Origin of the sequence: Paraburkholderia sp. SECH2 (assembly GCF_030464795.1) — a bacterium.
In the GTDB taxonomy this organism is placed as follows: domain Bacteria; phylum Pseudomonadota; class Gammaproteobacteria; order Burkholderiales; family Burkholderiaceae; genus Paraburkholderia; species Paraburkholderia aspalathi.
In genome coordinates this window covers 282,956-309,140 of sequence record NZ_JALPRH010000004.1, presented here as the reverse complement: position 1 = coordinate 309,140, position 26,185 = coordinate 282,956, and the positions used below count along the sequence as shown (strand labels likewise).

Here is a 26,185-nt window from a genome sequence, read left to right as displayed (position 1 = left end):
CTACTTGATGGCGAGCGGATTGAGAGGCGAGCCAACTGCTTTCGTAATCGGCAATGGCGGCGCGGTGAACATGAACTCGTACACGCCATCTTTCGCACAGTCCTCCGCGAGTTCCTTCACGTAGAAAATCTCCCCCATGCTGATCCCAATCATCGGGATCACGACCCAATGCCACGGCTGCGTGCAGTCGTCGGTTTCATTCGGGCGCACTTCACATCCCCATGTGTCAGTGCAAATTGCCGCGATCTGTTTGTCATGCACCCAGTTCGCCGTCTCAAAGGCGAGACCTGGAGCCGAACCACCTGCGTATCCGCCCCAGTCCCCCTCGTGAAGACAACGCTCCATATGACCCGTCCGCACGATCACAAAGTCGCCTCGACGCACGGTCACACCCTGAGCTCGCTGTGTCGCCTCGAGATCCTCGATCGAGATTGCATCGCCGTCCCGCAGCGAATGGACACCCAGATAGCGCGCAACGTCGAGCAACACACCGCGGCCTACCATCTTCGCCTTCGTCTTCTCAATGCCGTTCTTCTGCGCGCCATCGCTATCCACAAGTCTTGCGTCGTAGCCGTTCCACATCTTGTCGTCGAAGAAGATATGACTAAGGGCGTCCCACTGTGTGCCGCACTGCAGTGGCAGCGAAACGGCGTCATCCGCATATCTAAGACCGCCCGCGTCCTGGTTTCCGGCAACCGCGTCGGTCCCGGTGGCGAGCATCGTGTGGATCGGGTTAAAGCGATTTCCCCAGTGCCCTTTCTGCGGACCGTCGCGATCGAAGTTCAAACCGAGGGAGAACACCTTGCCTTTGCGGACAAGCTTCGCTGCGGCCTGGATATCCTCTTCCGCGACGTAGTTGAGGGTTCCGATTTCGTCGTCGGGGCCCCACTTACCCCAGTTCTTGCACCGCTCGGCGGTGCTACGCACGTGGTCCAGCGTGAATTTGTTTGCGTCGTAACGATGTACCATTTCCGTCTCCTTGTTTATTATTTGATAAATTATAAGTCGCCAAGGCAAATGTCAAGAGACTCATCTGTCGTCAGCCAATTTTTTTGCAGAACCTGGGGTACTTCCTGATCTACCGTACAGCGATGAATACAGCATCCCCTGGCGTCGCTGCGGCCGCATCATGGGGCCGCCGGGCCGACCGAGCGATAGCGGCACACGGCACACTCAACCGGTCAGACGCCTCGTCACACCGCTTTACGTTTGGATGAGCTTGTCAGGTGTGATTGGCAGATCGCGTACACGTACGCCGATTGCGTCGAATACAGCATTCGCTACGGCCGCTGCGACGCCTGTCGCGCCGAGTTCACCGATCCCCTTGGCACCAAGCGGACCGGAGTTCGCGTCGAATTCGTCGATAAACGCCACGTCTATATCAGGTGGGATGTCCGCGTTCACCGGGATGGGAACGCCCGCAAGATCTTTTGCAAGCCAGCGCCCGAGTGTCGGCTCGTAGTGGCTGGCCTCCATGGCGGCCATACCCCAGCCCCAGACAATGCCGCCGATCATTTGTGATCGGGACGTCATGGAGTTGATGATTCGGCCCGCGCTATAGACTCCTGTTGCCCGGCGAAGTCGCAGCAGTCCCAGCTCGGGATCAACAGCGACTTCCACAAAGACAACCCCGAAAGATCGCGTTGGGAATCCCGGAGAACCCATATCGACCGGCGCGTTGCCAGGCAAATCAAATGCGCCCTCCGATGCGAGTTCGGCCACACCCGCTTCGCCCAGAATGTCCCGGATAGTGCGCGACGTACTGCCGTAAGCGATATGTCCGCCCTCCAGCGAAACCTGGTCCGCGGGCCAACCGGCGAGCCTCGCCAGTTTGGACCGAACATCCTGTGCGGCCTTTTGTACTGCGGCACCCGTGCTTATTGTGGTGCTCGATCCGTAGGTGGGCCCGGCATACGGCAGGTTCGTGTCGCCCGATAGCGCCGTCACCTGCGCCGGGTCCAGCCCGAGCACATCGGCAACGATCTGAGGAAACACCGTGGCAGGCCCCGTGCCAATGTCGCAGAAGCTTGATTCAAGTTGAGCCGTCCCGTCCGCGCGTAGCCTCACCTTCGCGGTCGAGTGAAACCGTGCCTGCCCCTGGCTGCAGTCCGCCATTCCGCATCCGATCCGCCAGTGACCGTCAAGCGTTCCGCCTTTCGGACGTTCGCGCCACCCGAAGCGTCTTGCGCCTTCGTCGTAGGCCTCCCGCAGCTTTTTCGACGACCACGGCTTTCCGCTCTCGGGGTCCAGCTCCGTGTAGTTAGCCAGGCGCAGATCGAGAGGATCGACGTTTAAAGATCTCGCCAGTTCATCCATGGCCGAGCCCAGTGCCCAGGACCCCGGACCATCCCAGGGTGAACGCATGAAGGTCGGCAATACAACGTGACCACGGCGGATTCGGTGGGTAGCAGAAATGTTCTCGCAGGCGTAGAAGGACTTCGCGGGTACCGCACCAAATTCCACATAGTCGTCGGTCACACCTGTGACATTTACGGCCTCATGGCTAACACCGAGAAGCCTACCCTGCGAATCCGAACCAAGACGTACTTCATGGGTCATCTGGGGTTGATAGCCGACCATGCCGTACTGCTGCTGGCGGGTCAGCACCATCTTGACCGGCCGACCCGCGACGCGGGCAGCCATGCTGACCAGGATTTCATGAGGCCATACAAAGGCTTTGGTGCCAAAGCCTCCGCCCGTGTGCGGGGCGACAACGCGAACTTTAGAATGATCGATTCCGAATGCCGCCGCCAGTGTGTTCTGCACTGCTGGAAGATGCTGCACCGCATCGTACACAGTCAGCCTCCCGCCCTCCCAAACCGCGAGAATGGCGCACGGCTCCATCGGATTGCCATGACGAGAGGGTTGCGTATATTCGCCGCCTGCGCGGAATGCAGCACCCGCAATCGCCCCAGCGGCATCGCCCTTGTGGAATTCGAGTGCATTCGCTTTCGAATAATTACCCTTATCTGGAGCAACGTCTGCGGCAGGCGCGGTGTCAGGTACGACAAACGGCCGCCTTTCATAGCACACGCGGACGACAGCAGCGCCCGCTTCGGCTGCCTGCAAACTCTCAGCCAACACCATGGCAACCGGCTGTCCCTCGTAAACGATGTCATCCGATTGCATGGGCATGAATCGCGTCGCAAGCGGCGGCACGCTGATTTCGTCCAGCTTCCGATGCACGCGCGGCATGTCGGACGCCTTCAACACTCTGACCACGCCGACTCGTGCCAGAGCGGCCGTCGTCTCGATCGAGACGACACGTCCTGCTGGAATCGTCGCATTGACGAACACCGCATAGAGTTGGGACGGGAGGTTCCGGTCGCCCGCATAGAGCGCGGAACCTGTGACCTTGATGGGGCCGTCATGCCGGGGGATGGATTGACCCAGATTGCTCATCATGTCCTCGCTGCCGTATCGATGGTGCGCAATACTGCGTTGCGTGCGATAACAACCTTATAGCCGTTGCGCGAGAGTGGGCGCGCATCGACAAGACCTGCGTCGACGGCCGCATTTATGCCTGCGGAGCCCAGACGCTGACCAACCAGCCTGCGCTCAGTTTCGTCCAACCTCCATGGCCGCATCGCCACCGAACCCAGCGCGATCCGCGCATTCGTGATGACGTCACCGTCAAGTTCGAGCGCCACGGCTGCCGACACAGTCGCGTACTCGTAGCTTTCGCGCTCGCGAATCTTCAGATAGGCGGACTTTGGCCAGGCTCTCGGCAATTCAACCGCCGTAATCAACTCCCCGCCCGCGAGTCGGTGATGCGCCGCCGGGCTCTCGCCCGGCAGCACGTGGAAGTCGCGGGCTGGAATTCGCCGGCCTCCCCCGGGACGGTCGGTTATGAATACCGCGTCGAGGGCCGCAAGCGAGACCGCTGGGTCGGATGGTTGTACGGCCACACAGTCCTCGGTCCAGCCGAAAATGGCGTGCTTCTCGTTGAAACCGTGCAGCGCAGCACAGCCCGAACCCGCAACGCGTTTATTACAGGGTGTCGGCTCGTCCGCGCGGAAATATGGGCATCGCACACGTTGCAGCGGATTTCCACCTATCGTCGCCAGATTCCGGATTTGCGCCGATGCAGCCTTCAATATCGACTGCGAGAGGACAGGATAGTCACGCATGACCTGCGGATGCTGGGCGATATCGTTCAGCTTGCTCAACGCACCGATAGTCAGCCCGCCGGACGATGTCTGACGGATCTCCGACAAGCCCTCAATTCGACCGATATCAATGATCTTCGTTGGCCGCTCGATCCCAATGCGCATCCAGTTCAACAGCTCGGTGCCACCTGCAAGGAACGCTGACCCGCTGGAATGGGCAAGTGCGAGTGCTTCACCTGTCGATGACACCCGCTCGTATTCAAACGGTTCCATGGACGCCTCCGTGCATTTCGACCGAAGCCGTCTGGACTGCCTCGGCGATTTGAGGGTAGGCCGAACATCGACAGATGTTTCCGCTCATCCATTCCCGAATTTCCGCATTGGACTTGGTGTGCCCCTCTTCAATGCAGCCGACCGCAGACATGATCTGCCCCGACGTGCAGAACCCGCACTGGAAAGCATCGCATTTTATGAAAGCACGCTGCACCGGATGCAACGAATCGCCAGCCGCGAGTCCCTCGACCGTCGTCACGTGCCGGCTCTCCAGGGTGGCCGCGAGAACGAAACAGGAGTTGACTCGTCTTCCGTCCAGCATAACCGTACAGGCGCCGCACTCCCCGCGGTTGCAACCTTTCTTGGCACCGGTGAGGTGCAACTGCTCCCGCAGCAGATCGAGCAACGTCACGTCGGAGCGCACCTCTACACGATGCGCAACGCCATTGATCGTGACCGATATGCGAACAAGATTGTTCGCACGCGGAGCGTGAGACCTGCCCTGCGTCGACGTAGGGACGGGTGCAGCCTGGACGCCATTCAGCGCCACTGACGTCGCGGCGGCGAGAGTTGACCGGAATAGACCGCGGCGAGTCATCGCCACGCCGCCCCCTCCTTGGTGTGCATCGCCGTCGGCCAGATCTGATTTTGCTTCCTGATCGTCTTTCATGTGTATTCCTCAATATCTGCATAACATCACGAACACAAAGCGTGCTTCGATTTCATGGAAGACAACCACTCAAGAACCCGTCGAGACGCTTTCGAACCGAGGATCTGGTTTATTGTGCGCGCACGACACCGAAGGCTCGATAGCGTTTATGTCATTTTTTAAATGACGATTTGTCATCAATATCGACTGCGAGTTGCTTGCTCCCCGTCTAAGTGCCTCGTACAACCCCAACTCCACGCACGACCAGAGCGATCCGTTTGCTCCATCGAGTCATCATTTAATTATTAAACGATAATTACAAGAAATGCAAGCAACGACTGACACCTTTACCAAGGTCGAAACAGCGGTACAGTCAGACGGTTTCAGACATACGTTGGATCACCCCGCGCACGACTGTTTCCAGCGGAACGCTGCCTTTGACTGTACTCGCCGGGCGTTCGAATTCGATCCACCCTTCGTTGAAACCATCCAGCATCTGGATACGCGGCAATGAATTTTTCATTCCTTGGGACGCGAACAGACGCTCCCACGTGTCCCGAGCCACAGGCTCCATCCGAACATTCCTACCTAGTAATCGGGAGAACACTTCAGCGACTTCGTTGGGCGTCGTCCGACGCGGTCCCTCGAGTTCTATGATCCGGTGCTCAGTCCAATTTTGGCGGAGCAGGTTCGCCGCCATCCGGCCTACATCGGCGGTTGCTACCATAGGAACAGGCCTGTCCAACGGATAAAGGAAACTGGGAATTACACCGGACGCGAGCGCCGGCTCCAGGTCGAATGCCGTGTTTTCCATGAACCATCCCGCGCGGAGGCACGCGACTGGCATAGGCAGCAAGCCGAATGCTCGCTCCATCATTCCTGATTGCTGCAGCAGGTTGGGCTGCGTTGCCTGGGCACCGATCGTGGACAGACAAACTACACGCTTGGGCATTGACGCGGTCAGGGCGTCACTCAACGCGGCGATTGCGGCCTTAGACTCAGGAAACCCGGGCGCGGGATCAAAATTCGGGGGGAGCGAAATGAAGACCGCGTCGGCTCCGTCAAAAGCACGTGCCAAGGCGACTGCGTCGTTCATTTCGGCTATTGCCACCTCACATCCCTGGTTTGCCCAGCCCTCTCCTTTGACAGGATCCCGAACGACTCCACGCACGTCCAGTCCTGCCGCAAGCAGAACACGTGCAACGACCCCTCCTACTTGCCCGGTAATTCCGGTAACCGCAAACATTGGCCCCTCCTGATTCGCATCATTCAATGCGGCAATTTTGTGCGTCGACACGTCCTTTCGCGATAACATCAGTGTCATTTGATAAATGCTGCGGAGGCATTGATGGCCGGCTTCGACGAACGAATTCTGAACGGGATGAGTGTTCTGTCCGCGATAGTCGACACCGGTAGTTTCGCTGGTGCGGGTGACATGCTCGACATGTCTCAGTCCGGTGTCAGCCGCTGCATAGCACGGCTTGAAGCGCGCCTCGGGGTCCGTCTCCTGGATCGCACGACGCGCTCTGTTACGCTGACGGATGAGGGCCGTCGCCTCTGCGAACAAGTGATACCACTGCTTGCGGCGCTTGAAGAGGCCGCGACGTCCGCTACCGAAGGAGCGACCGCCGTACGCGGTCGCCTGAGGGTCAATGTCGATCCATTTTTTTCCCGCCTGCTCCTTGCTCCGAAGCTAGGGTCATTTATCGATCAGTATCCGGAGCTCCGACTGGAATTGGTCACAAGAGATCAGCTCGGCGATATGATCGCCGACGGCTTTGACCTCGCGGTCCGATTTGGTGAACCTCGACCTTCCAGTCTTGTGGCACGAAAGCTCCTCGATACGCGCATCCTGACGGTTGCAGCGCCCGCTTATCTCAAGCGCAAGGGCCGCCCCGAGCAACCCTCCGAGCTCGAAAATGATACTCACCAATGCATAAGGTTTCGGGATCCCGAAACAGGGCGGCCCTTCGACTGGGAATTTCACCGCGGACGCAAAAAAATTTCCGTTGAGGTGGCTGGGCGACTCACGGTCAACGATGTCGGCACCATGCATAGCGTCTGCGTGGCCGGGCACGCCATTGCTCAGGTGATGGAGCTCGGTGTAGAACAACTACTCGCGGATGGCCGGCTCGTGGAGCTGTTCCCCGACTGGCCTGACGATCGATTCCCTCTCTACGCACTCTATCCTTCCCGCCACCATGTTCCGGCAAAGGTGCGCATGTTTCTCGATTTCATTGTGTCGCTCAGCGCAGCGCCAGAAAAAACGCTTGATAGGCGACCCAAGGCTAGTCGTCCCTAACGACAAGATCGTTCACCATCTTTGAGCTCGAAAGCTTGTCCCGCGTGGATGAGCGGTTCACCCGTCCGGCCGTGACACCGCGCTGACGATTTCGCATCTCCCTGCCGTTGAAAACCGGCGCATTTCCGTGGCTTTCACCAGGCCAGTCCCCTATCGCGGTAGACAGCCGCTTCCGGCTCTCACCTGAACCGTCGTCCGCCGCGACCTCAAGACATATCGGGGACGTCATACCCCACAGCCCGCCTCCCAACGACGCGGATACCTGCCGAACATTTTGCCAGCAGCGCTGGCCGCAGAATTTAGCTGCGACGCGTTTCGGTTGCTCGATTCATTTCTTCCTGTCAGCTTCCCGGCGATTCATTTCATGACAATCCGGCATCAATGCGATGACCGCGATGCTATTTCAGTTTCATCTCCTTTTGTCCAGAATCCATTCCGAACCATACGTTCTTCTCTTAACCCAAACCGAAGGAGATTTGCCATGAACTTCCGTCAACTCACCCTGGCCGTCGCAACTGCCCTTGCCTTTCCAATCGCGAGCCATGCCCAGGAAACCGCTTCCCCCGTAACCCGTGCCCAGGTGCGCGCCGAACTCGTGCAGATCGAAAACGCCGGCTACCTCCCGGGTAGGAACGATCCCCACTACCCGGACGACATTCAGGCTGCCGAGGCCAAGATCAGCGCACAGCGCGACACCGATGCCAACGTCGAAAGCAGTTTCGGTGGCGTACAGGACGGCTCCGTGGCATCGGGCAGCCGCACTGTCGCTAAAGGGCTCAGTTCTCTCTTTGCGCATCACTGAACGACATGCCGTCCGGCCCGCAAATCTGCACTCTGCCTCGCCGGACGGTCGCCTTCAGGCTGGACTTTCACTCGCCCGAATTACCTGTAGCCAATCGCCCGCGCGCTTTACTACGGACCCAATGCCAGCATGCGTAGCCTCGCCACTGTCACACACTCTCAAGTCTATTGAATCAAATCGTTATTTTTAATGACATTTTGTCATATGACTTCTGACGTGGCGGATATTCATTTACCAGGTCGTTCAACTTAAGCTCCAAGACGCTTCATCAGAAGGCAGCGATGCATTGAATCAGCGCTCTGCCGGGTTACTCGCCGTCAACCAATTGTCTGGATGCCAGATTGAACGGTATTCGAGCGGTTTTCGTCGTTTCCTGAAGTTCGGCGAGGTCCCCTTCCTTCGCCGCTGATCTCCGAAGGCAGGCTATGTCCGCCGCCCCGACAGTTTCAATATCGTTTAAAGGACTAAATCAAATGTACGCAATTACAGGAATTACAGGAAAAGTCGGCGGTGTCGTCGCTCAATCGCTTTTGAAGGCAGGACTACCTGTTCGTGCCGTTGTCCGCGACGTCGCGAAGGGTCAATCATGGGCAGAGCTCGGTTGCGAGATCGCTCTTGCGGAAATCGGCGACGCCGAAGCGCTTACGAAGGCTTTCGAGGGCACAGACGGCGTGTTCCTGATGACACCTCCGAATTACGATCCCCAACCAGGCTTCCCGCAAACGCAGGCTAACGCTGTTGCAGTCAAGAAAGCGCTGCTGGCTGCGCAGCCAAAACAGGTAGTGTTCCTTTCGACAGTTGGTGCGCATGTCGCGGAGCCCAACCTGCTCAATAACTCCAGGATGACCGAGGAGATGCTTCGCACGCTGGACCTCCCAGTGTGCATGCTTCGTGCGGCCTGGTTCATGGAAAACGCAGCGTGGGATGTAGATGCCGCGCGCACAGGGGCAATTCATTGCTTCCTGCAACCGCTAGACCATCCCATCCCGATGGTGGCCGCTGATGACATCGGACGCAACGCAGCAGAAATCCTTCGTGACGCATGGACCGGCGTGCGAATTGTCGAACTGGAGGGGCCTGCACGCTATAGCGCAAACGACATCGCGTCCGGATTCAGCGCCGCCCTGGGCCATCCTGTGCGCATGGTTCCGGTGCCGCGCGATACATGGGAAACACTGTTTCGGTCACAAGGCATGCAGTATCCAATGCCCCGTATCCGCATGATCGATGGCTTCAACGAGGGTTGGATTGACTTCCAGGGCGGTATTGGCATTGAGCACCGTAAAGCCCAAATTCCGCTCGACGATGTTCTGAAGACGCTGGTTGCGTAACTGGGCAAAGATACGCCGACCGAAAATCGGTTTCTGTTTCCAGCTACATACCTGCCCGAACAAATGACAAAACGGCATTGATGAGATGAGAGTCGCGATATTGATGGCTCGGAGGAGTCCTCGGAAAATCGACCCGTTGATTAGTTAATCGGGCGGCTGGGCGTTGAGCAAAACGTAATCAACGTCCAGCCCCAAATCAGGGGGGTACAGTGGCAGCAGATCTATCAATTGAGGAATCGCCTGTTTCTTCGACTCACCACATCGGCTTTGCGATGACTGCGCTTATGGCGCTCGCATGCGGACTTATCGCAGCCAGCAGTTACCTCGCACAACCGCTTATCGTCTTCATCGCGCCCAAGGTCGGACTGCCGCTTTGGGGCGCGAGTCTGGTCATCACACTCAGCCAGGCGGGCTACTGCGTCGGACTAGTCATTCTCGCCCCCCTCGGGGATCTCGTGGAGAATCGACGACTCGTTTTGCTGACACTCACCGGACTCTGCGTCGCGTTGACTGCGATGGCAGGCGCAACCAATGCTGTTCTGCTCCTGGTCGCCGCGTTTTCTCTTGGTGTCGGAACCACCGCCGTACAGATGCTTATCCCTTTGGCGGCGCACATGACTGACGATGCGTCCCGAGGTCGAGTAGTTGGCAAGATCACTGGCGGACTACTCGCGGGCATCATGCTTGCGCGACCTATTGCGAGCATCGCTGAAAACGTCTTGGGGTGGCGCGGTCTATATATTCTCGACGCCGTCATTCTCGTCGCGCTCACGCTTCTTCTCAGTCGCCAGCTTCCGGTTAGGCAACCGGAAGCAAGGCACAGCTACAAGGCGTTGATCGGATCTTTACTTTCGCTAGCGCGGGCGCACCGATCCCTGCGGCAACTTTCAACAGCCCAGGCATGCCTATTCGCGTCATTTAGCCTCTTCTGGGGTACTGCGCCGATCATCCTCATGCACCGATTCGGGTTCAATTCGATGGCTGTGGCATTGTTCGCGCTCGTCGGGGCAGCCGGCGCACTGTCGGCACCTTTCGCTGGCTACGCAGCCGACCATGGGTTCGGGCGGATTGGTCGCATCGCTGGGATTTCGTTTGTCGTCTGCGGGTTCGCAATGGTAGGGTCACTGGATTCGGTGACAGGATGGGTCGTAGGAGCACTGATGATCGACGCAGGTGTGCAGGTATCGCACGTCATTTCACAGCGAACCATACTAGAGCTGGATCAATCAGCCAGCAGTCGCCTGAACAGTCTTTACATTGCCATCTTCTTTCTTGGCGGCGCATTGGGCTCTGCTCTGGTCTCCCCCCTGCTGCTGATCGATTGGCGGTGCATCGCAGCGGCAGGCGCGCTGACTGCCTCATTAGCCGCGGTATTTTCTCCAGACAGGGAGTTATAGAGAACCCTTCAACATCGACTTCATCATTTGCTTCGATAGAGACGGGGCGATCCGCGTCTGCGCGGACGCGGTCGGAGTCGGAGTCGGCACGCGACTCATAACAGAATTGGAGTTTCAGTTGTGTATGTAGAATGACGTGTGTGCTTTCCTCCGTACCGTTCGTCCATCAATACACGGAGCGGGTGCAGCGCACCCGCATCGCCGTAGCCTCGCCGCCACTTCTCGTTCAAAATACGCTGTCGTCTACGTGGATCGAACCATGCGCAGAGGAAAACTCGACTTGAATGTTCTGGAGACGTACGCGACGGTCTGCCTTTCCGGCAGCCTCAAAGGCGCGGCGGAACACCTTCATCTGACGCAGTCGGCAGTCAGCATGCAGATCAAGCGGCTCGAAGACGCTGTCCAGCAGCGGTTGCTGGAGCGGAACAATCAGAGCCTCCGCGTCACGCCGGCTGGCGAGCGAATGTTGATTCACGCGCGTGCCCTACTCCGGCTTGAGAACACGTTGGTCAATGCGTTCGCGAGCGATCCTATTGCTGGTGAGGTGAGAATAGGCGCACCGGCGGACTATGCACCTGCGCTCCTGTCTGCGGCGTTGCCGTACCTGCACGGCAATTTCCCAGCGGTAGTGCCTTCAGTTGAATGTGACCTGAGCCGGAAGCTGCGCCGAAAGATCGAGAATGATGAGCTTGACCTCGCCATTCTGACCCAGGATGTAGACATCGACTCCGGCTTGCCCCTTTGGGAGGAGCGCCTCGTCTGGGCCGAGCCCTTGCCGGTCGAGCCTATTACCGGCGGCTATACGCCGATCGGACTACTGGACGTCGATTGTGTGCTGCGAGACATGACCCTACGTCTCGCAGCTCAGCACGCTCCATTACACAGAATCGCCTTCCGTTCAGGAAATCTGGCAAGCATTGTCTCGGCCGTTGAGAACGGATTTTGCGCGTCCCTCATCCCCCAGAGCTCGCTGAGCCTGACAACCAACGTGGCGAACAGACTTAAGATCACGCCGGTCAACGATCGCCTCCGGATCCGCCTCGCAGTCTCTAGCGGAGGAAAGCCGGGAATGGAGGCGATTGCGGCCTTTCTGCAAACGCAGCTGATTATTTCGGCCCGGCGTACCGAAGGAAGCCCTTGACCGGAATTTTCAGGTGTTCGGGCATACGCGCAGGCACGTCGTTGCTTACCTCGTTCGGCAAGTGCCAGAATTACTGACTCGCGCCGACCCACGTGTTCACGCGCTCTCCGTGCGCGGCGATCCACGAAGCAGCGGCATCCTCGGGCTTAGCGCCGTTCTCCGTGGCGAGCATAATGCTGTCGAGTTCGCCGGGCTTCCACTGGAACTTCTTCAGGAATGCAACCACCGAAGGCGCTTTCGAGTCGAGGCTCGGATTAACTACGCTATCATAATGATCTCCGTCGCCGAAAGCACTCTTCGGATCCTGGAGGAACTTCAGCTTCCATTTCGCGAACATCCAATGCGGTATCCATCCCGTCACGACGACAGGTTTGTGTGAGTTGATGGATCGGGAGAGTTCCGCGACCATTGCCGGTCCCGAGCTGGGAAGCAATTGGTAATCCAGGTTGTAGACCTTGATCGCGTCCGCAGCCTTTTTCATGATGCCCGCACCCGCATCGATCCCGACGATGCGCCCAGAAAAGTCCGCCTTATGCGCCTGCAGGTCGGCAATGCTGTCGATGGAGACATAGTCGGGTACGACGAGCCCTATCTTTGCTCCAAGATAGTTGGCGCCAAGGTCGTGGACCTGATCCTTGTATCGTTCCCAGTAAGCGGCGTGTGAGTTGGGCAAAGCCGCCGCGAGAATGATATCGAGGTCACCTCGCGCGACGCCGCCCCACATGATGCCAGGTGCTGCGGGAATAAGCTTGACGGGATATCCGAGGCGCTTCTCGATGACTTGTGCCGCCACCGTTGCAGACGCGACGCTGTCATCCCAGCCTTGCACATAGCCAAGGTTCAGCGTCGGCTTTGAGTCCGCCATCGAGTTTCCGGTGATGAGACCGGTGAGCGCGAATGCGCCGGCCAGAACAAGCTTCTTGAGATGTTTCATTTGGTTCTCCTTTTCCCTGGACATGTGGAGTGGTATTTCCTACTGGTGCTCAACATTGTGGCGACCTCGTCTCGATCAATTTGATCCCTCATCGCCTGGAACCGATCGAAGTGAATCTCACGAGTGAAATTTCAGAGCAACGGGACTCAGCGGTTTCTTTCCGAGTACCAGGTCGCTGGCGCGTTCGGCCAGCATGATCGTCGCGGCGTTGATATTGGCGCTTGGCACGGACGGCATGACGGAAGCGTCAATGACTCGAAGTCCGTCCACTCCCAACACCTTGAGATCAGCGTCTACGACCGTCATTGGGTCGTTTCCTGATCCCATGCGGCACGTGCCACATGGGTGGTAGGCGCTGGCGGCATCTTCGCGGATGAACTCATCAAGGCGTTCGACGTCAGTTGTGTCGACTCCTGGCATGTCTTCCCGAAAGTGATAGCGTCGGAACGCTGGCTGGCTGGAAAACAGAAGCCCCAGACGTACTGCCTCACGCATGACACGCCAGTCTTCTTCAGTGGCAAGATAATTCGGGTCGATCAGAACAGGATCATCAGCCCTGCCACTTCTGAGGCGTACCTGTCCTCGACTCGTCGGACGCATCGGGCCAACGCCGATGCGATACCCATTTGTATGCCTGGTTGGCGTCCAGTCCTTGTTGAAGAACACGGGAAAAAAATGGAACTGGATGTCTGGATGCGGAATGTCCAGTGCGCTTTTCAGAAACGCACCGACGTGGCATTGATTCACCGCCGCGACGCCCGTTTTGCAACCGAACCACTGAACTCCGGCGATCAGCATTCTGTGCAGTTGAAGTTCCCGGTTCAACGATACCGGCTCACGAGTCTCGATCTGAATGTGGCACTCAAGATGGTCCTGAAGGTTTGACCCGACGCCGCGAAGATTCACGCGTGAGTCGACGCCGTGTTCGCTGAGATGCTCCCCGGGCCCAATCCCCGACAGCATCAGCAGTTGTGGAGAGCCAAAAACGCCAGCACAAAGCAAGGTTTCCCTACGTGCCACAACGTTCACGAGCTCACCATGCCGCTTCACGTTGAATCCGGTGGCTCTATTCCCGACGAAGTTGATTCTGCGCAGGGTACTGTCGGTCCAGACAGTCAACCGGTCGTCATCGGGCCGGCTATGCAGGTACCCATACGAGGCGCTATTTCGAATACCTCTGTCAACGCTCATTTCAAAACGCGACACGCCTTCCTGCTGATATCCGTTAACGTCTTCGGTCAGCGGATAGCCTGCCTGCTGTCCAGCAGCCAGGAAGGCCCGGTTCAGAGGGCTCAGGCGCTCCTGGCGCTGTGCGCGAATAAATCCCTCCGCACCGCGGTACTCGCTTTCGACCTCGCTTCGCTCGATCTTGCGGAAATACGGGAGACAGTTTTCCCATCCCCAGCCTGTTGCACCTTCCTTTACCCATCGCTCGTAATCCAGTGGATGACCTCGCAGCCATGTCATACCGTTGATCGATGAGGACCCCCCTAGTACGCGTCCGCGGGGCTGTGTTATCCGGCGGTCATTCAAATGATGTTGCGGCTCAGTCTGGAACCAATAGTTATACTTCGAGGTCGGCCGAAAAATCGATCGCAGCCCGGCAGGCATCCGAATGATCCAGGAGTTATCGCTCGGCCCCGCTTCGATGAGCAGAACCGTGTGGCCGGCGTCAGCCAGTCTTCGAGCCAATACGCAGCCCGCCGAGCCTGCGCCTCCGATAACATAGTCGAATATCGCCGTCTGGCTCATGCGCTCACCCGCGAAGCACGGTTGCCGCTCGTGGGCACATCGGCGTGATAGCAGTATCTAGTTTCGATCTCGGCGTCGATTTTCCACGTTGCCTCGGCACCCGTGGCTATTGACACAAAATCACCCGCTTCGATATCAACAACCGTCCCATCTGGGAAAGTTAGACGTGCCCTCCCCCTCACAACGTAAAACGAAGCGCCAGGGAAATATCGATGGACATAGCTGTCGTCATTGCATACCCACGTTGACCACTCAATCGTTTTTCTTTCAATATCTTTAGTAGCACGAATGTTGTAAATCGGCGCAGTGCTGAAAAAATACTTCTTGGTGGACATGACCTGAGACCGGGATCGAGAAAAATGTGGAAATCGACGATTGCCCGCTTATCTTCAAAGATAGTCGAGCTCAAACGGACAGTCAGAAAGAGCGACTGGGCCGGTTGATGTAATCAAGGCGGGTTGTTCGAGCTTGACACCATCTGGACCTCCGACCGCGCCAATATAGCTTTCAACACAAACGGTCATACCCTCCACGAATTCGCCAGGGTACTGCCACGCCGGAGCATCCTGTCGGAAATAGACGAGTGGGTATTCCACGCCAAAACCGATTCCGTGAACCATCTCCGCGTAACGGTTGGGGACGTAGAGATCCGGCATCTGCCACGACGCCTGGACGTATTCTTCGAAAGTTAAGCCTGGGCGCAGCAACGACAGATTGTGTTGCAACTGCTCGTAAGCGAGAGCGTAGTTGGTCCGCTGCTCGGGTGTCGGACGACAATCTCCAATAACGAACGAGCGAGTCTGGTCAGTGAAGATGCCGTTTGGACCCACCAGATCGCTGTCAAACACCAGCATTTCCCCTGCTTCAATGATCTTGGCGGACGCTTCCGTGAACCACGGATTGGTGTGATGGCCAGACGCGAGGCATCGTGTCTCCTGATGTTCACCACCGTGTTCGATGTTGTACTGATTCAGCAGAGAGAGGAGATAGTTTTCCGACACTCCTGGTCTGGCATGCTGACGCATGAAGGTAATGGCATCGGTGCAAACTTGCATCGAGCCACGAATGATCTCAATCTCTTCGGTTGATTTGACAGATCTTGCGAGTTCGAGAGGACCTTTGGCGTCGACCACATGTACGCCTAGCCGGTCGAGCGCTCGCAATGGCAAGAGATCGGCCCGGTCCAGACCGAGCGTGGCATCCTGTCCGCAGACTTCCCGCAGGAGGTCAGCTATCTCGGACGCCCATAGGGTTGCGTGTTCAGCGGCCCGGCTTCCGGAGCCGAAGTAATCCCATGATTTCGCGGGTCTCGTTTCACTGATCAATGTGTTGCTGTCGGAAAGGTGCATCGCACCACCGTAATCGAACAGAACAACGGGGCCAGAAACCGGAACGAACACGTAGCGGACCATATGGTGCGAACTCCACACCTGCATGTTGCGACTGCCGGTCGCGTATCGAAGGTTCAGCGGGTCAAACAGAATGGCGGCGTCGACACCTGCTTCCGCGAGCATCAAGCGCGTTCGCTCGAGCCGATAAGCGCTCACCCTGTCGTAACCGATTGCCTCCATTTCCTTCCTCATCAAGACTCAAGCGTCACTGGTGAGTTTGAAGATACCCGGTCGAATTTCAGTCGGCAAACGAAAGTATCTGACGCGGTACTTCAAATTTTTTGAATCACGCGTCGGGAGCAATCTGCGGGCCGTGACGGGACGCTGCGTCGCAGACGGGGACCAAATATCGGCTGAATGGCGCGTTAGGGCAGATGGTCCGGCTGGCCGATTTCCCGCTATCTGCCTTTCAAAGGCGATGTCGAAAAGTACCGCCGCTCACCCATTACGCTCACTAATGCTGAAAGCGCGGACGAATATGTCCTGCCGCGTCGAACAAAGACCTGAGCGCGTGCGGACTGCAGAATCGGGTTCGAGCTCGGCAGCGCAAAAAGGCTAGCCTGATTCAATTCAGGCTGAACCGATATCTTCGGCAAGAAGGTCACAGCGTCGTTCGTGGCGGCAATCGCTTTAAGCGCACGCACCGAATTTGCCACAAAGCGCGCCTCCACCTCTATCCTTTCAAGAGTCATCCTGTTTAATGGTCGCTCCGCTAGGAGGCCAATAGCACAGCCGATGATAAGGCGAGCGCTCGTTGAGGCTCGCCGGTCACCGGATTTGGCATACACCTTCTTCCGCTTAAACCTCTACCCTTTGCGCCACGACGCCATGGCCTGAAAAACGCCATCACGCCTGACCAGCGCATGAAAGAGCGCGGCTGCGATATGAAGAACGATCAGCGCAAAGAAGCACAGCGCAAGAAATCTGTGCGCATTCCAGAGCAGCGTGTGCAGTTCGTTGCTGTGAGGCAAAAATGACGGCAGTCGAATGCCGGCCACCACGACGGGATAATCGGCTGCTGACAGCATGCCCCAGCCGAGTAGCGGAAGTGCAAACATCAACGCATAGAATGCTACATGCGAAAGATAAGCCGCAAGCTTCATCGGCTCAGGCATATCTGATGGTAGTGGCGGCGCACCTCGCACAAGTCTTACTATCAGCCGGATCAGCGCGAGCACGAGAATCAGCATGCCCAACGGTTTGTGAATCGAAACCAGCGTGAGATAGTCGGGCCGAACGGTCGACACCATGCCAACGCCAATAAACAGCATCGACAGAATGCATATCGCCATGATCCAGTGCAAAGCGCGCTGTATTGGCGTGAAGCGCTTGTGGCTCGATGTCATGGCTTGCCCCCTGCGGTTGGCGTGTGCGGATAGTCTTTGTCCTCGGCGGTCCGACGGTTGAACGATACCGAGTAGGCCGCCGAGCGCGCAGCGGGGAACGGATCGTCAGAAACACGAATGCCCGAAGGAAGCACTGTCGGATCGAAGTTGAGATCACGGCACGGCCCATTGGCTTCGGGTTCGATGGCGTTGACCACCAGTGTGCCGGCCTCCACTTTGCGGCGATCATCAGGCCAGGCTTTGCTCGGATCGGCAGTCGGGTCACCCGGATTGGCGAGGGTGACGATCATCGTCCAGCGTTGCGGAGCGCTGCTCACCCGCTGCGTAATGTCCGAAGCAAGGAAGTCGGGGCTGCGCTGTTTAAGATCGTCCGGAGAGACAGGCTCAGGCTTCGCTTCCGGTACAAAGGACCAGCGCACGACCTGATCCTGTCCTTCTGCGTTCGTGAAGATAAAGCTGTTGAGGCTGTTATACCGCTCTTGCGCATAAGACGCCGTCCAGGGTGCGCCGGTTGCCCACGCACCGAATCTCGCAAACTCAGGGTGGGCGGCAATGAAGTTCTTCATCGCGTCGGGGTCGTCCGTTCGCGCCGAAGCTTGCAACAGGGCATAGAAGCCTTGGGGCGTCGCAACGGGGAAGAAAGGCGCATCGATCATCGCCGAGCGCCATTCGTTTCCATCCTGTGTGACCACACGCAGGCTGAGGCCGCGAACGCGCACGGCAGCGTCTTTGGCTTTGGCATCCGGCGTGGCCAGATTGAACCGTCCTGTGACCGGATACGAGCCCGGCGCAAACATCTGCGCCTTTGACAGCGCTGCTGCGCCTCCATTCGACTCGAATGTGCCGGTAAAACAGACGCCTTTAGCGTGGTTACGCCGGAAACCCAAAGCGGGTCCGCCTGGAGGCGCCAGGCCATTGACGATTTTTGCGGGGGTCAGGCGGTCTGGCGAAAGCCAGCCTGCGGTGTAGGCGAAGGCAAGCACTACCACGCCAACGACAAGTGCGATCAGGGCCAGCGAACGCGTAACGGAAACGTTGGAGCTCGGTCTGTCGGTCATGGGACTCTCGATCAAGAGTGCAGGTAGCGAAAATCTAGCAGCATTATGAAACTCGTGCCAGGAAGATGCGCGTTGAACCGGCACTCGTCTCGCTTCCCCCTACCCCGCCACCCGCCATCCCGGCAAATCAGCCGAGACGCTTCGTACATTGACTAAGGGAAATCCTTCCCATCCAGTCAATTGACAATTCCCCATTGTGGGAATATAAATTCCATCCATGCGATCCCATTCGTGACACGAAGCACGGCTTTGCGCATGCGATCGTGTCTCACGCGCTTCGGTCTCGAAAACCGTAATCGCATCTTCGGCAAAGTTTGCCGATAGAGAAAGCGCCGGCGACCAACCGCGCACCAAGGAAACGCGAAAAGGCTGGAGGTCGCCGAACGTTAGGTGGAAATGCTTTCCAGACCGCTTCACATCAGTTAGTACTATAAAATATACATTGGAGACAGGCATGAATCGGATCACGGCGATCTCAGGCGTTCTCGTAGCTGCGCTCGCTTCAACGTGGTGCAGCGCGGCCCGCGCCCAGAGTGTCACGCTATACGGAATCATCGATACGGGCATTGAATACGTGAATCACGCGAACCCGACGGGCGGTTCGCTCGTGCGAATGCCGAGCACCACCGGCGAGCTACCCTCGCGGTGGGGTCTGAAAGGCTCAGAGCCGCTTGGCGAAGGCTACAACGCGGTGTTCACGCTCGAAAGCGGTTTTGCAACCGGCACAGGCAGCCTCAATCAGGGTGGCCGCTTGTTCGGCAGACAAGCCTTTGTCGGGATCGACGGTCCGCTCGGTGCGTTGACCTTCGGTCGGCAGTATTCAATGCTGTTCTGGTCGCTGCAGCCCGCCGATATCGTCGGCACCAACATCTATGGACTGGCTTCGCTCGATGCATGGATTGCAAATCCTCGCAGCGACAATACGGTCGTCTATCAGAAGCACGTCGGAGGCCTGACGGTCGGCGCAAGCTACTCGTTCGGTCGGGACGCGTCACCGGCAAACGGATTCAATACGCCCGGAGATGGAACCTGCGCAGGTAGTATTCCCGGCAATGCCGCGGCATGCCGGGAATGGTCGCTTCTGCTGAAATACGACGCCAGAAGCTGGGGCGCCGCGGCGAGCTACGATCGCCAGAATGGTGGTCCGGGTGCCGCGGCTAGCCTCTTCAACGGCCTGACACCCGTTGCTCTGACCAGCAGCGGCAATCGGGACGCACGTCTGGTGCTGGACGGGTATGCGAAGGTGGGCAAGTTCACCTTCGGGGCAGTATGGCTGGATCGTCATGTGAACTCGGCCTCAACGACAACACCCACCATCACGTCGAATCAATATGCGCTGGAGGCGGACTATCAGATGTCGCCGGCGCTGTTTTTCGACATGCTGCTGCAGCGGGTTATCGATCGCCAGCAAGATACGCGAGCAAGCATGGAAGTGGCCCGCGCCACCTACCTTTTGTCGCCGCGCACGGCAGTGTATGCGCAACTTGGTTTTCTGCAGAACAGCGCCAAGGCCGCTTATTCCGTAAGCGGCGGCGGAGCGTCCACGCCAGGCAAAGGGATGAGTCAGGTGGGCAGCATGCTTGGCATCCGGCACTCGTTCTAGCCGCTCCCCGATGAACGGCCGCCTGCTCGGTTGTTTCGAGGCTGGCCGTTCTGAAGCAAGCCTTCCGGCTACTCCGGAATGCTGGCCAGTTCGGGATCGATCTCGGCTAGCAGCCTCACATCTTCCTCGGGATGCTTGATCAGAAACTCCGGCAGATTCGCGACCCAATGCTGATTTGCAAACGGCGGGTTCCAGATCCTCGGTTGCCAGCGATCGTCCAGACAGTCGGTATCGGCCGAATACTCGGCCTCACCGCCTGCTGGATTGTTGATGTAAGCGTAAATCGTCGAAGAAAGCCGATGCCGCCCCAGCCCCAGGTTGCTTGTCCAGCCCGTGCGTTGCATATGATTCGCACCCGCTACAAGCTCATCCAGATTTTCGACGCCGAACGAGATATGGACAAATCGGGCGCGCGTGTCTTTTAGCCAGAACAGGTTGTGATGATCGGACCGCCCGTCGGCTCGGAGAAATATGCCGCGATCGCGTGAAACATCCGTTATGCGGAACTTAAGTCGATCCCGATAGAACCGGGCCGCCTTCTCGTATTCCGGGCAGGCAAAGACGACATGATGGATGAGCTGAGGCGCCGCGCGCTTGAACCATTTACGGTGGCGATTCCAGCGTAGCGAGCGGCCAGGCGAGTTGACCAGCTCTTCGTCCGAGATCAGCGGTTGGCGTTCGAAGAGACCAAACCCGATTGACAACCCCGCATCGTCGACACAATAGATTCGCCCGTAAGCGTCTTTTTCGACGGCCCGGTCGCGGCGCAGGTCAGCCTCGATCGCGTCGAGGCTTGCCTGACTATCGACTCCCCAGATAACCTGCCGGACACCCGGCCCAGAGCCGAAAGACGGCGGCAGCGCGGAATCTGTACTCTGCCGCAGAACTACGTTCGAACCTTCGCGTAGTCTGTACTCTACGGCATCGGTATCTTCTCTCACCAGGCCAAAATCATCGAAGAACTGTGTGCAGCGCGCCATATCGTCGACGCCGAACACCACTGTTTGCACACCCAATATAGCCATTTGTGTCTCCATTCAAGAACGCGAAAAAAGCCGCTTATTCCAATTCTCCGAAGCGGCCACGCTGTCACAAAGACAGCTTCAAACGGAGATTTCTTCGAGAATGCGGCCCTTGGTTTCGATTGCGGCAACGGCAACCGTCAGGCCACCGATCAATCCCATCACGGCAAGGAAGAGAAACACCGCACCAACGCCGATGTGGCTAAGGAGTGCTCCAATCACAAGCGGACTCACCACCTGAGCGATACGCAGCCAGGCCATGGCCGCGCCTGCACCTAGCGCCCGCATGCGGGTCGGATAAATTTCAGTGGCATAGGTATGGATACTGCCGAGCCCAATGGCGAGCAGGTAGTTGCTCACCGTCAGCAACGACACCACTGCGAGCATCGGCACCTGCCCGGCCAACCCCAGCACGATCAGCGGCACGGCGCTGCCGAACAACGACAACATGAAAGTGCGGCGACGGCCGATGCTGTCGATCACGAGAACGCTCGTAATGGCACCAGACAGGCCCGCGATGCCCAGCACACTGCTGAGTAGGAACGTGTTGGTGAGGGTGACGTGATAAACGGTCTTGTAGATCGTCGGCAGCCAGGTGATCAGCGCATTGCCACATGCGGAAATGCAGAACATCAGGACCCAGATGCAGACGGTACGAACCGCATAGCCGTTGCGGAACAGATCCGCAAAGCGGCCATGCCGCCGCATAGGATGAAGTGTGAGCGGGCCGACCGCCGGAAGGGTTCGCGTGCCCTGCTTCGATATAGCCGTCTCGATACGCTCCGTGGCAGCGGTGGCTTCATCGATCCTACCTCGCAACGCTAGCCATCGCGGCGATTCCGGGACCACGCCGCCAATCACAAAGATCAGCAAGCCCGGCAGCGCGCCCAGGTAAAACATCGATTTCCAGCCAAACTGCGGAATCAGCCAGACTGCAGCGAATGACGTCAGAAAAAGACCGGCGGCGAATATGCTCTGTAACGAACTGATAACGCGACCACGAAAACGGGCCGGCGTTAGTTCGTTGACCAGGGTGGCGGCAACCGGCACTTCGCCGCCGAGTCCCAGCCCCTGGATCAGGCGCAGGATAACGAAGGTCATGTAGCTGCCGGCGAACGCGGTCGCCAGGCTAAGAACAGCCATGATACCCAGCGCGAGACGCAGTACACGAAGGCGCCCGAAGCGTTCCGACAACCAGCTCAAGCCGATCGCTCCGACGATCTGCCCAAGATACCCGATGGAAAAAACCAGCCCGACCTGACCCGGGGAAAAGTGCCAGAGCTCGATCAGTACAGGCAGCACGAGCGCAATGGCCAGCGAGTCGAACGCATCGAGCAAATGCGCGATACCAACCACGGCAACCAGGCGCACATGCCAGGAAGAGAACGGCAGCCGCTCGATACGTGCGGTGATTTCCGCCGCAGCGGCCGCATGATTGGCATCGGCCGCTGTTGCCGGCGAATGGATTGCATGCTCCTCGGTGGGAACAATTGCTTTTACCGTCAACACGTCAAGTCTCCTGATATCGTCTGCCCGCCGACGAGGGCAGTTATTATTGAACGTCGATTCCGACGGTGAATGAATCTAAGCTTGTTCCACCATGCGGCCGATGGCTGGCCAGGGATCGACGGAAATCTCTTCGAACGGCGCCCGATCCACCGCCGTCATGCTGTTGACGATTGCGCGCTCGACCGCTGGGCGTTTTCGCGTGCGCTCGTACCATGCCGCCACATGAGGATAGGAATGCCACATCGGCGCGAGGCGCAACATGTCCAGACGGATCACGTAGGGTATGACCGCGATATCCGCGAGCGAGAATTCGCCGCCTGCCAGATAGTCATGATCGAGCGTTGCACGTTCGATCGACTGCAATAGCTTGATGAAATGCCCGACTGCCTCGACACAGAATTTCGAGTCCAAGCCGTGGGCTATCACATCGCGCTTGTAGTCGGAACGCTTCTGATTCGGCGCGCCCGATAGATAGCTTTCGCGGTTGACCGGATCCATTTTCTGGAAGCGTGTCCGGAATGCGATAGCAAAAGTCAGCACCGTGCAGGCGTTGTGCACGTACTCGTCGATGAACTTGTTGAACAGCCGCACGGTAACGCGACCCATCGGGTCTTTGGGCATCAACCGCACGTCAGGAAAACAGTCCTCGAGATAGTAGAGAATGACTGACGATTCGATGACAGGCTGTCCGTCATGGATCAACGTCGGCACCACACCGTTCGGATTGAGCTTGAGATAAGCCTCGTCGAACTGGTCGCCGCGTAGGGTCATCTGATGACTTTCCCAATCCAGGTCCTTTTCTGCCAGTTCGATCCTGACTTTCTGCGCGCAGACGGAGTTCACCGTGTGATAAAGCTCAAGCATTGACTTTCTCTCCTATCCGCTGAACACTGTCAATGATTTAATTCCCATTTATGGGAAATGTCAATATGCTTCGACTGCGGGTACCGCCAACCTCGTCCTCACCACAGTCGCGGATTGGGCATAATTCCGCTGCGATGCTCCAATCCTCCGAGTACGATTACCCGTCACCACCAGGAAAAGAACCACCCGGATATGCCAGCCCGAAAAACTGAAAAGACTCGACGCCCGCAAGGCCGCCCGTCCACTGCTGGCGCCGTCGGCAAGGAAGCTATCCTGGCCGCGGCGCGGGAGACACTGAAAACCGTACCGCCAGGAGAGATCACGTTCCAGCAGGTGGCGCTGCTGGCAGGCATCGACAAGAAGTTGATCCGCTACTACTTCGGTCAGATGCCGGATCTTCTCAAGGTGGTCGCCATCCAGATCACGGAGGAACTGCGCAACCGCTTCATCGCCTCCAACGTCCACGACGGTTCCGTCAGAGATCGTCTGCGTCTGCGCATCTCGATCTTTTTGGACTTTTTCGGGAGCAACCCGCACTACCATCGTCTGGTGGTCGACTATCTCTTCAACACGATCGGCCCCGAACGCGATGCCGCGCTCGAGAGGTTCCGGCATTCCATCGGCGAATTGCAGACGCTCCTGAGCGGTGAACACGCTACCGGACAGGCCTATCCACTGGATGCGCGATTCATTCACGTTTCGATTGCCGCGCTTTGCGAATTCATGTTCAGCGCGAAACCTGTCTTCACTGCATTGTTCGGAAACGAAGTCGACTCCCCCGCATTCAAGGAACGATTTTGCGACTTCGTCACCGATCTGGTGATGGGCTCAGCCGCAATCAACGTAGCGGCGAGCGGCAAAAGCGTGAACAAGCCATCGGTGGCCGCGCGAACGCCGCGCAAGCGATAACCAGTAAGCGTGCTCCCGTCACTGCTCTCCGACACGCTCTAGATCGGCTCCGCGAGGCGCCGTTCGTGCGGCCGCGGCTGCGGGTCCTGAAAGGCAGCGCGCATTCGCTCATTGCGCAGTTCGCAAAGGACGGGATCGTCGAGATTGCCGTCCTGTCCGATCTGGTGCGAGATGTCCTGCACGAATTTGCAACGCTCGTAGCGGCGTTCCATGAACCTCGCGAGCGTTTTCTCCACGCCCTCACCCTCCGCGATCAACTCTGCCAGCACGACCGCGTCCTCGATCGCCATGGTCGCTCCTTGCGACACGTGTGGACCGGAGGCATGCGCGGCATCGCCGATTAGCAACACACTGCCTCGATACCAGGGCGATGGAATGATGACCTCCTCGATCGGGCCATAGATGACGCGCGCCGGGTCTTCGATCTGTTCGCGGATCTGTGTGACGAGAGGCGCAGTAAATGATTGCAGGCGTTCGCGCAGCAGACGTGGAAGCTGAGCGGCTTGGAAGCGCGGATTGCCGGGTTCATTGGTGACCAGCAGGAGATACATCTGGTCCTTGGAGACCGGCATGATCCCCGCTTTGACCCCCACGCCGAAATACATGATCTGATGGTCGATCTCAGCAGGCCGGGTGGTCGTAAAACGCCAGACACCGTGGCCCGTGTATTGAGGGTCGAACTGACTGCCGAATAGCAGCGTCCGGATCCGCGAGCGGATGCCGTCTGCCCCGACGACGAGATCGTATCTTTCCCGCGAGCCATCGGTCAGTGTCACGTCCACCTCGTCGCCGACCTGTTCAAGCGCCTGCACGCTCAACCCCAGCCGAATCCTCGCGCCCACAGCAGTAGCCGTCTCCGTCAGGATGCGGTGCAGCGCCGTGCGCGGCAAACCGTTGACGGCAGGAATATCCGGACTTGCGATCCGCAGCAGCTTCATCCTGGCAATGAACCCGCCGTCACTGTCGTTCATCACGTAGTAGTCGATCTGAAGCCCTTCGGCGAGACAACGCTCCATCAGGCCAAGACCGTTCAACGCACGCAGCGCATTACCGGGCTGGATGATGCCCACACCGTAGACGTTGTGTTCAGACTTGATCTCGACGATTTCAGCCTGAGTCCCCCGGCGCCCCAATGCGACGGCCAGTGACAGACCGCCGATGCCTCCACCTACAATCAGCACCCGCCTAATCGGCTTCATCATATTTCCTTTCATAGTGTTCAACTGCTGAGGATCTTCATTCATAAATTTGCGAATCATGCAGGCAGTGCGGCAATAAATCACCGGCAGGTGGTCCGTACCGACTACCGGTGTCTTTGCGTCATCCGACCGCGGTCATCGCGTCGCCCGCGATCGTCACCGGCGCGGCATCGATCAGGACAAAAGCGATGACACATGGCGCATCACCTCGATTGACCCAGTTGTGAATCGTGCCGCGCTGCACGAGCACATCTCCAGCGCGCAGCACCACGGCCTCATGATCGATTTCCATCGTGATCTCACCGGCGAGCACGATGGCGTAGTCGATCGAATCAGTTCGATGATTGCGCGGCGCGACACCCGGCGCGTATTCGATGACACGGAAGACTGAGCGCCCTTTCATCGCCGTGCCCACGATCTGTTTCGCCCCGTCGTTGGGGTCGTCGTTATCGGCCGGCAACGCCGCCGACCAGATATTGCAGACCGTGGCGCCTGGACGGAAGCTGACAACATCCTTGGACGATTCGTCGATCAGGATCGTGGCCTCGCCGTTCGGCTTGTGTCCGGTGACTACCCTTCGAATCTGCATTGCCT

The 26,185-nt window shown here is 58.1% G+C and carries 24 protein-coding genes; 7 read left to right on the top strand and 17 right to left on the bottom strand.

The annotated features are described in order from the left end of the window. The 5 genes from M0D66_RS10620 to M0D66_RS10600 form a co-directional block, all read right to left on the bottom strand. Complete coding sequence (locus tag M0D66_RS10620) at positions 1–969, bottom strand: cyclase family protein (protein WP_200620008.1); 969 nt, start codon at positions 967–969, stop codon at positions 1–3. A gap of 234 nt (positions 970–1,203) precedes the next feature. Next, positions 1,204–3,405, bottom strand: coding sequence for a xanthine dehydrogenase family protein molybdopterin-binding subunit (locus tag M0D66_RS10615; RefSeq protein WP_266210721.1), 2,202 nt, complete (start codon positions 3,403–3,405; stop codon positions 1,204–1,206). Continuing rightward, positions 3,402–4,382, bottom strand: a complete 981-nt coding sequence (locus tag M0D66_RS10610; RefSeq protein WP_200622872.1) for a xanthine dehydrogenase family protein subunit M — start codon at positions 4,380–4,382, stop codon at positions 3,402–3,404. The genes M0D66_RS10615 and M0D66_RS10610 overlap by 4 nt, the downstream gene beginning before the upstream one ends. Then, positions 4,369–5,052, bottom strand: a complete 684-nt coding sequence (locus M0D66_RS10605) for a 2Fe-2S iron-sulfur cluster-binding protein (protein ID WP_308112680.1) — start codon at positions 5,050–5,052, stop codon at positions 4,369–4,371. The genes M0D66_RS10610 and M0D66_RS10605 overlap by 14 nt, the downstream gene beginning before the upstream one ends. Positions 5,053–5,404: 352 nt before the next feature. Next, positions 5,405–6,277: an NmrA family NAD(P)-binding protein gene (locus tag M0D66_RS10600; RefSeq protein ID WP_266210771.1), complete on the bottom strand. Its 873-nt coding sequence runs from the start codon at positions 6,275–6,277 to the stop codon at positions 5,405–5,407. A 102-nt stretch (positions 6,278–6,379) separates the two neighbouring features. On the opposite strand from M0D66_RS10600, the gene M0D66_RS10595 reads away from it, so the two are divergent. From M0D66_RS10595 to M0D66_RS10575, 5 genes are all read left to right on the top strand, one after another. Next, positions 6,380–7,333, top strand: coding sequence for a LysR family transcriptional regulator (locus M0D66_RS10595; protein WP_093633673.1), 954 nt, complete (start codon positions 6,380–6,382; stop codon positions 7,331–7,333). Between the two features lie 481 nt (positions 7,334–7,814). Continuing rightward, positions 7,815–8,135 (top strand): DUF4148 domain-containing protein, encoded by a 321-nt coding sequence (locus tag M0D66_RS10590; RefSeq protein ID WP_266210720.1) that lies wholly within the window; start codon positions 7,815–7,817, stop codon positions 8,133–8,135. A 473-nt stretch (positions 8,136–8,608) separates the two neighbouring features. Beyond that, the gene (locus tag M0D66_RS10585; RefSeq protein ID WP_093633675.1) at positions 8,609–9,466 is read left to right on the top strand and encodes an NmrA family NAD(P)-binding protein; all 858 of its coding nucleotides are present in this window, start codon (positions 8,609–8,611) and stop codon (positions 9,464–9,466) included. Between the two features lie 209 nt (positions 9,467–9,675). Continuing rightward, a complete protein-coding gene (locus tag M0D66_RS10580) occupies positions 9,676–10,863 on the top strand; it encodes an MFS transporter (protein ID WP_266210719.1) in 1,188 nt (395 codons plus the stop codon). Positions 10,864–11,122: 259 nt separating this feature from the next. Beyond that, a complete protein-coding gene (locus M0D66_RS10575; protein ID WP_266210718.1) occupies positions 11,123–12,004 on the top strand; it encodes a LysR family transcriptional regulator in 882 nt (293 codons plus the stop codon). A 70-nt stretch (positions 12,005–12,074) separates the two neighbouring features. On the opposite strand, the gene M0D66_RS10570 is transcribed toward M0D66_RS10575, so the two are convergent. The 7 genes from M0D66_RS10570 to M0D66_RS10545 form a co-directional block, all read right to left on the bottom strand. Next, positions 12,075–12,938 (bottom strand): glycine betaine ABC transporter substrate-binding protein, encoded by an 864-nt coding sequence (locus tag M0D66_RS10570; protein ID WP_093633678.1) that lies wholly within the window; start codon positions 12,936–12,938, stop codon positions 12,075–12,077. Positions 12,939–13,055: 117 nt separating this feature from the next. Beyond that, positions 13,056–14,690 (bottom strand): choline dehydrogenase, encoded by a 1,635-nt coding sequence (locus M0D66_RS10565; protein WP_266210717.1) that lies wholly within the window; start codon positions 14,688–14,690, stop codon positions 13,056–13,058. After that, positions 14,687–15,025: a cupin domain-containing protein gene (locus M0D66_RS10560; RefSeq protein WP_266210716.1), complete on the bottom strand. Its 339-nt coding sequence runs from the start codon at positions 15,023–15,025 to the stop codon at positions 14,687–14,689. The genes M0D66_RS10565 and M0D66_RS10560 overlap by 4 nt, the downstream gene beginning before the upstream one ends. A gap of 54 nt (positions 15,026–15,079) precedes the next feature. After that, a complete protein-coding gene (locus M0D66_RS10555) occupies positions 15,080–16,261 on the bottom strand; it encodes a Xaa-Pro peptidase family protein (RefSeq protein WP_167378335.1) in 1,182 nt (393 codons plus the stop codon). A gap of 218 nt (positions 16,262–16,479) precedes the next feature. Continuing rightward, positions 16,480–16,773, bottom strand: coding sequence for a LysR substrate-binding domain-containing protein (locus M0D66_RS37950; protein ID WP_367619316.1), 294 nt, complete (start codon positions 16,771–16,773; stop codon positions 16,480–16,482). A 114-nt stretch (positions 16,774–16,887) separates the two neighbouring features. Further along, positions 16,888–17,427 carry a cytochrome b gene (locus M0D66_RS10550; RefSeq protein WP_093633683.1) on the bottom strand — a complete coding sequence of 180 codons (540 nt, stop codon included), beginning with the start codon at positions 17,425–17,427 and terminating at the stop codon, positions 16,888–16,890. Further along, on the bottom strand, positions 17,424–18,485 hold the full coding sequence (locus M0D66_RS10545; RefSeq protein ID WP_266210770.1) for a catalase family peroxidase: 1,062 nt from the start codon (positions 18,483–18,485) through the stop codon (positions 17,424–17,426). The genes M0D66_RS10550 and M0D66_RS10545 overlap by 4 nt, the downstream gene beginning before the upstream one ends. A gap of 454 nt (positions 18,486–18,939) precedes the next feature. On the opposite strand from M0D66_RS10545, the gene M0D66_RS10540 reads away from it, so the two are divergent. Then, positions 18,940–20,088: a porin gene (locus tag M0D66_RS10540; protein ID WP_266210715.1), complete on the top strand. Its 1,149-nt coding sequence runs from the start codon at positions 18,940–18,942 to the stop codon at positions 20,086–20,088. Between the two features lie 68 nt (positions 20,089–20,156). Here M0D66_RS10540 and M0D66_RS10535 read toward each other — a convergent pair whose 3' ends face one another. The 3 genes from M0D66_RS10535 to M0D66_RS10525 all read right to left on the bottom strand — a co-directional run bounded on the left by M0D66_RS10535 (position 20,157) and on the right by M0D66_RS10525 (position 23,483). Beyond that, positions 20,157–21,113, bottom strand: a complete 957-nt coding sequence (locus M0D66_RS10535; RefSeq protein WP_200619455.1) for a VOC family protein — start codon at positions 21,111–21,113, stop codon at positions 20,157–20,159. A gap of 78 nt (positions 21,114–21,191) precedes the next feature. Further along, on the bottom strand, positions 21,192–22,619 hold the full coding sequence (locus M0D66_RS10530) for an MFS transporter (RefSeq protein ID WP_266210714.1): 1,428 nt from the start codon (positions 22,617–22,619) through the stop codon (positions 21,192–21,194). A gap of 75 nt (positions 22,620–22,694) precedes the next feature. Then, positions 22,695–23,483, bottom strand: coding sequence for a glutathione S-transferase family protein (locus M0D66_RS10525; protein WP_200650983.1), 789 nt, complete (start codon positions 23,481–23,483; stop codon positions 22,695–22,697). Positions 23,484–23,540: 57 nt separating this feature from the next. Here M0D66_RS10525 and M0D66_RS10520 point away from each other — a divergent pair, with 57 nt between their 5' ends. Beyond that, positions 23,541–24,392 carry a TetR/AcrR family transcriptional regulator gene (locus tag M0D66_RS10520; protein WP_266210713.1) on the top strand — a complete coding sequence of 284 codons (852 nt, stop codon included), beginning with the start codon at positions 23,541–23,543 and terminating at the stop codon, positions 24,390–24,392. A 38-nt stretch (positions 24,393–24,430) separates the two neighbouring features. Here M0D66_RS10520 and M0D66_RS10515 read toward each other — a convergent pair whose 3' ends face one another. Both M0D66_RS10515 and M0D66_RS10510 read right to left on the bottom strand, forming a co-directional pair. Beyond that, complete coding sequence (locus M0D66_RS10515) at positions 24,431–25,651, bottom strand: FAD-dependent monooxygenase (protein WP_266210712.1); 1,221 nt, start codon at positions 25,649–25,651, stop codon at positions 24,431–24,433. A gap of 61 nt (positions 25,652–25,712) precedes the next feature. After that, positions 25,713–26,180, bottom strand: a complete 468-nt coding sequence (locus M0D66_RS10510; RefSeq protein WP_200650986.1) for a cupin domain-containing protein — start codon at positions 26,178–26,180, stop codon at positions 25,713–25,715. Positions 26,181–26,185: the final 5 nt, after the last annotated feature.

Bases quoted from the DNA above. Each gene is read 5' to 3' on its own strand.
- M0D66_RS10620 (WP_200620008.1), bottom strand. From the start codon at position 969: ATGGTACATCGTTACGACGCAAACAAATTCACGCTGGACCACGTGCGT.
- M0D66_RS10615 (WP_266210721.1), bottom strand. From the start codon at position 3,405: ATGATGAGCAATCTGGGTCAATCCATCCCCCGGCATGACGGCCCCATC.
- M0D66_RS10610 (WP_200622872.1), bottom strand. From the start codon at position 4,382: ATGGAACCGTTTGAATACGAGCGGGTGTCATCGACAGGTGAAGCACTC.
- M0D66_RS10605 (WP_308112680.1), bottom strand. From the start codon at position 5,052: ATGAAAGACGATCAGGAAGCAAAATCAGATCTGGCCGACGGCGATGCA.
- M0D66_RS10600 (WP_266210771.1), bottom strand. From the start codon at position 6,277: ATGTTTGCGGTTACCGGAATTACCGGGCAAGTAGGAGGGGTCGTTGCA.
- M0D66_RS10595 (WP_093633673.1), top strand. From the start codon at position 6,380: ATGGCCGGCTTCGACGAACGAATTCTGAACGGGATGAGTGTTCTGTCC.
- M0D66_RS10590 (WP_266210720.1), top strand. From the start codon at position 7,815: ATGAACTTCCGTCAACTCACCCTGGCCGTCGCAACTGCCCTTGCCTTT.
- M0D66_RS10585 (WP_093633675.1), top strand. From the start codon at position 8,609: ATGTACGCAATTACAGGAATTACAGGAAAAGTCGGCGGTGTCGTCGCT.
- M0D66_RS10575 (WP_266210718.1), top strand. From the start codon at position 11,123: ATGCGCAGAGGAAAACTCGACTTGAATGTTCTGGAGACGTACGCGACG.
- M0D66_RS10570 (WP_093633678.1), bottom strand. From the start codon at position 12,938: ATGAAACATCTCAAGAAGCTTGTTCTGGCCGGCGCATTCGCGCTCACC.
- M0D66_RS10565 (WP_266210717.1), bottom strand. From the start codon at position 14,690: ATGAGCCAGACGGCGATATTCGACTATGTTATCGGAGGCGCAGGCTCG.
- M0D66_RS10560 (WP_266210716.1), bottom strand. From the start codon at position 15,025: ATGTCCACCAAGAAGTATTTTTTCAGCACTGCGCCGATTTACAACATT.
- M0D66_RS10555 (WP_167378335.1), bottom strand. From the start codon at position 16,261: ATGGAGGCAATCGGTTACGACAGGGTGAGCGCTTATCGGCTCGAGCGA.
- M0D66_RS37950 (WP_367619316.1), bottom strand. From the start codon at position 16,773: ATGACTCTTGAAAGGATAGAGGTGGAGGCGCGCTTTGTGGCAAATTCG.
- M0D66_RS10550 (WP_093633683.1), bottom strand. From the start codon at position 17,427: ATGACATCGAGCCACAAGCGCTTCACGCCAATACAGCGCGCTTTGCAC.
- M0D66_RS10545 (WP_266210770.1), bottom strand. From the start codon at position 18,485: ATGACCGACAGACCGAGCTCCAACGTTTCCGTTACGCGTTCGCTGGCC.
- M0D66_RS10540 (WP_266210715.1), top strand. From the start codon at position 18,940: ATGAATCGGATCACGGCGATCTCAGGCGTTCTCGTAGCTGCGCTCGCT.
- M0D66_RS10535 (WP_200619455.1), bottom strand. From the start codon at position 21,113: ATGGCTATATTGGGTGTGCAAACAGTGGTGTTCGGCGTCGACGATATG.
- M0D66_RS10525 (WP_200650983.1), bottom strand. From the start codon at position 23,483: ATGCTTGAGCTTTATCACACGGTGAACTCCGTCTGCGCGCAGAAAGTC.
- M0D66_RS10520 (WP_266210713.1), top strand. From the start codon at position 23,541: ATGTCAATATGCTTCGACTGCGGGTACCGCCAACCTCGTCCTCACCAC.
- M0D66_RS10515 (WP_266210712.1), bottom strand. From the start codon at position 25,651: ATGATTCGCAAATTTATGAATGAAGATCCTCAGCAGTTGAACACTATG.
- M0D66_RS10510 (WP_200650986.1), bottom strand. From the start codon at position 26,180: ATGCAGATTCGAAGGGTAGTCACCGGACACAAGCCGAACGGCGAGGCC.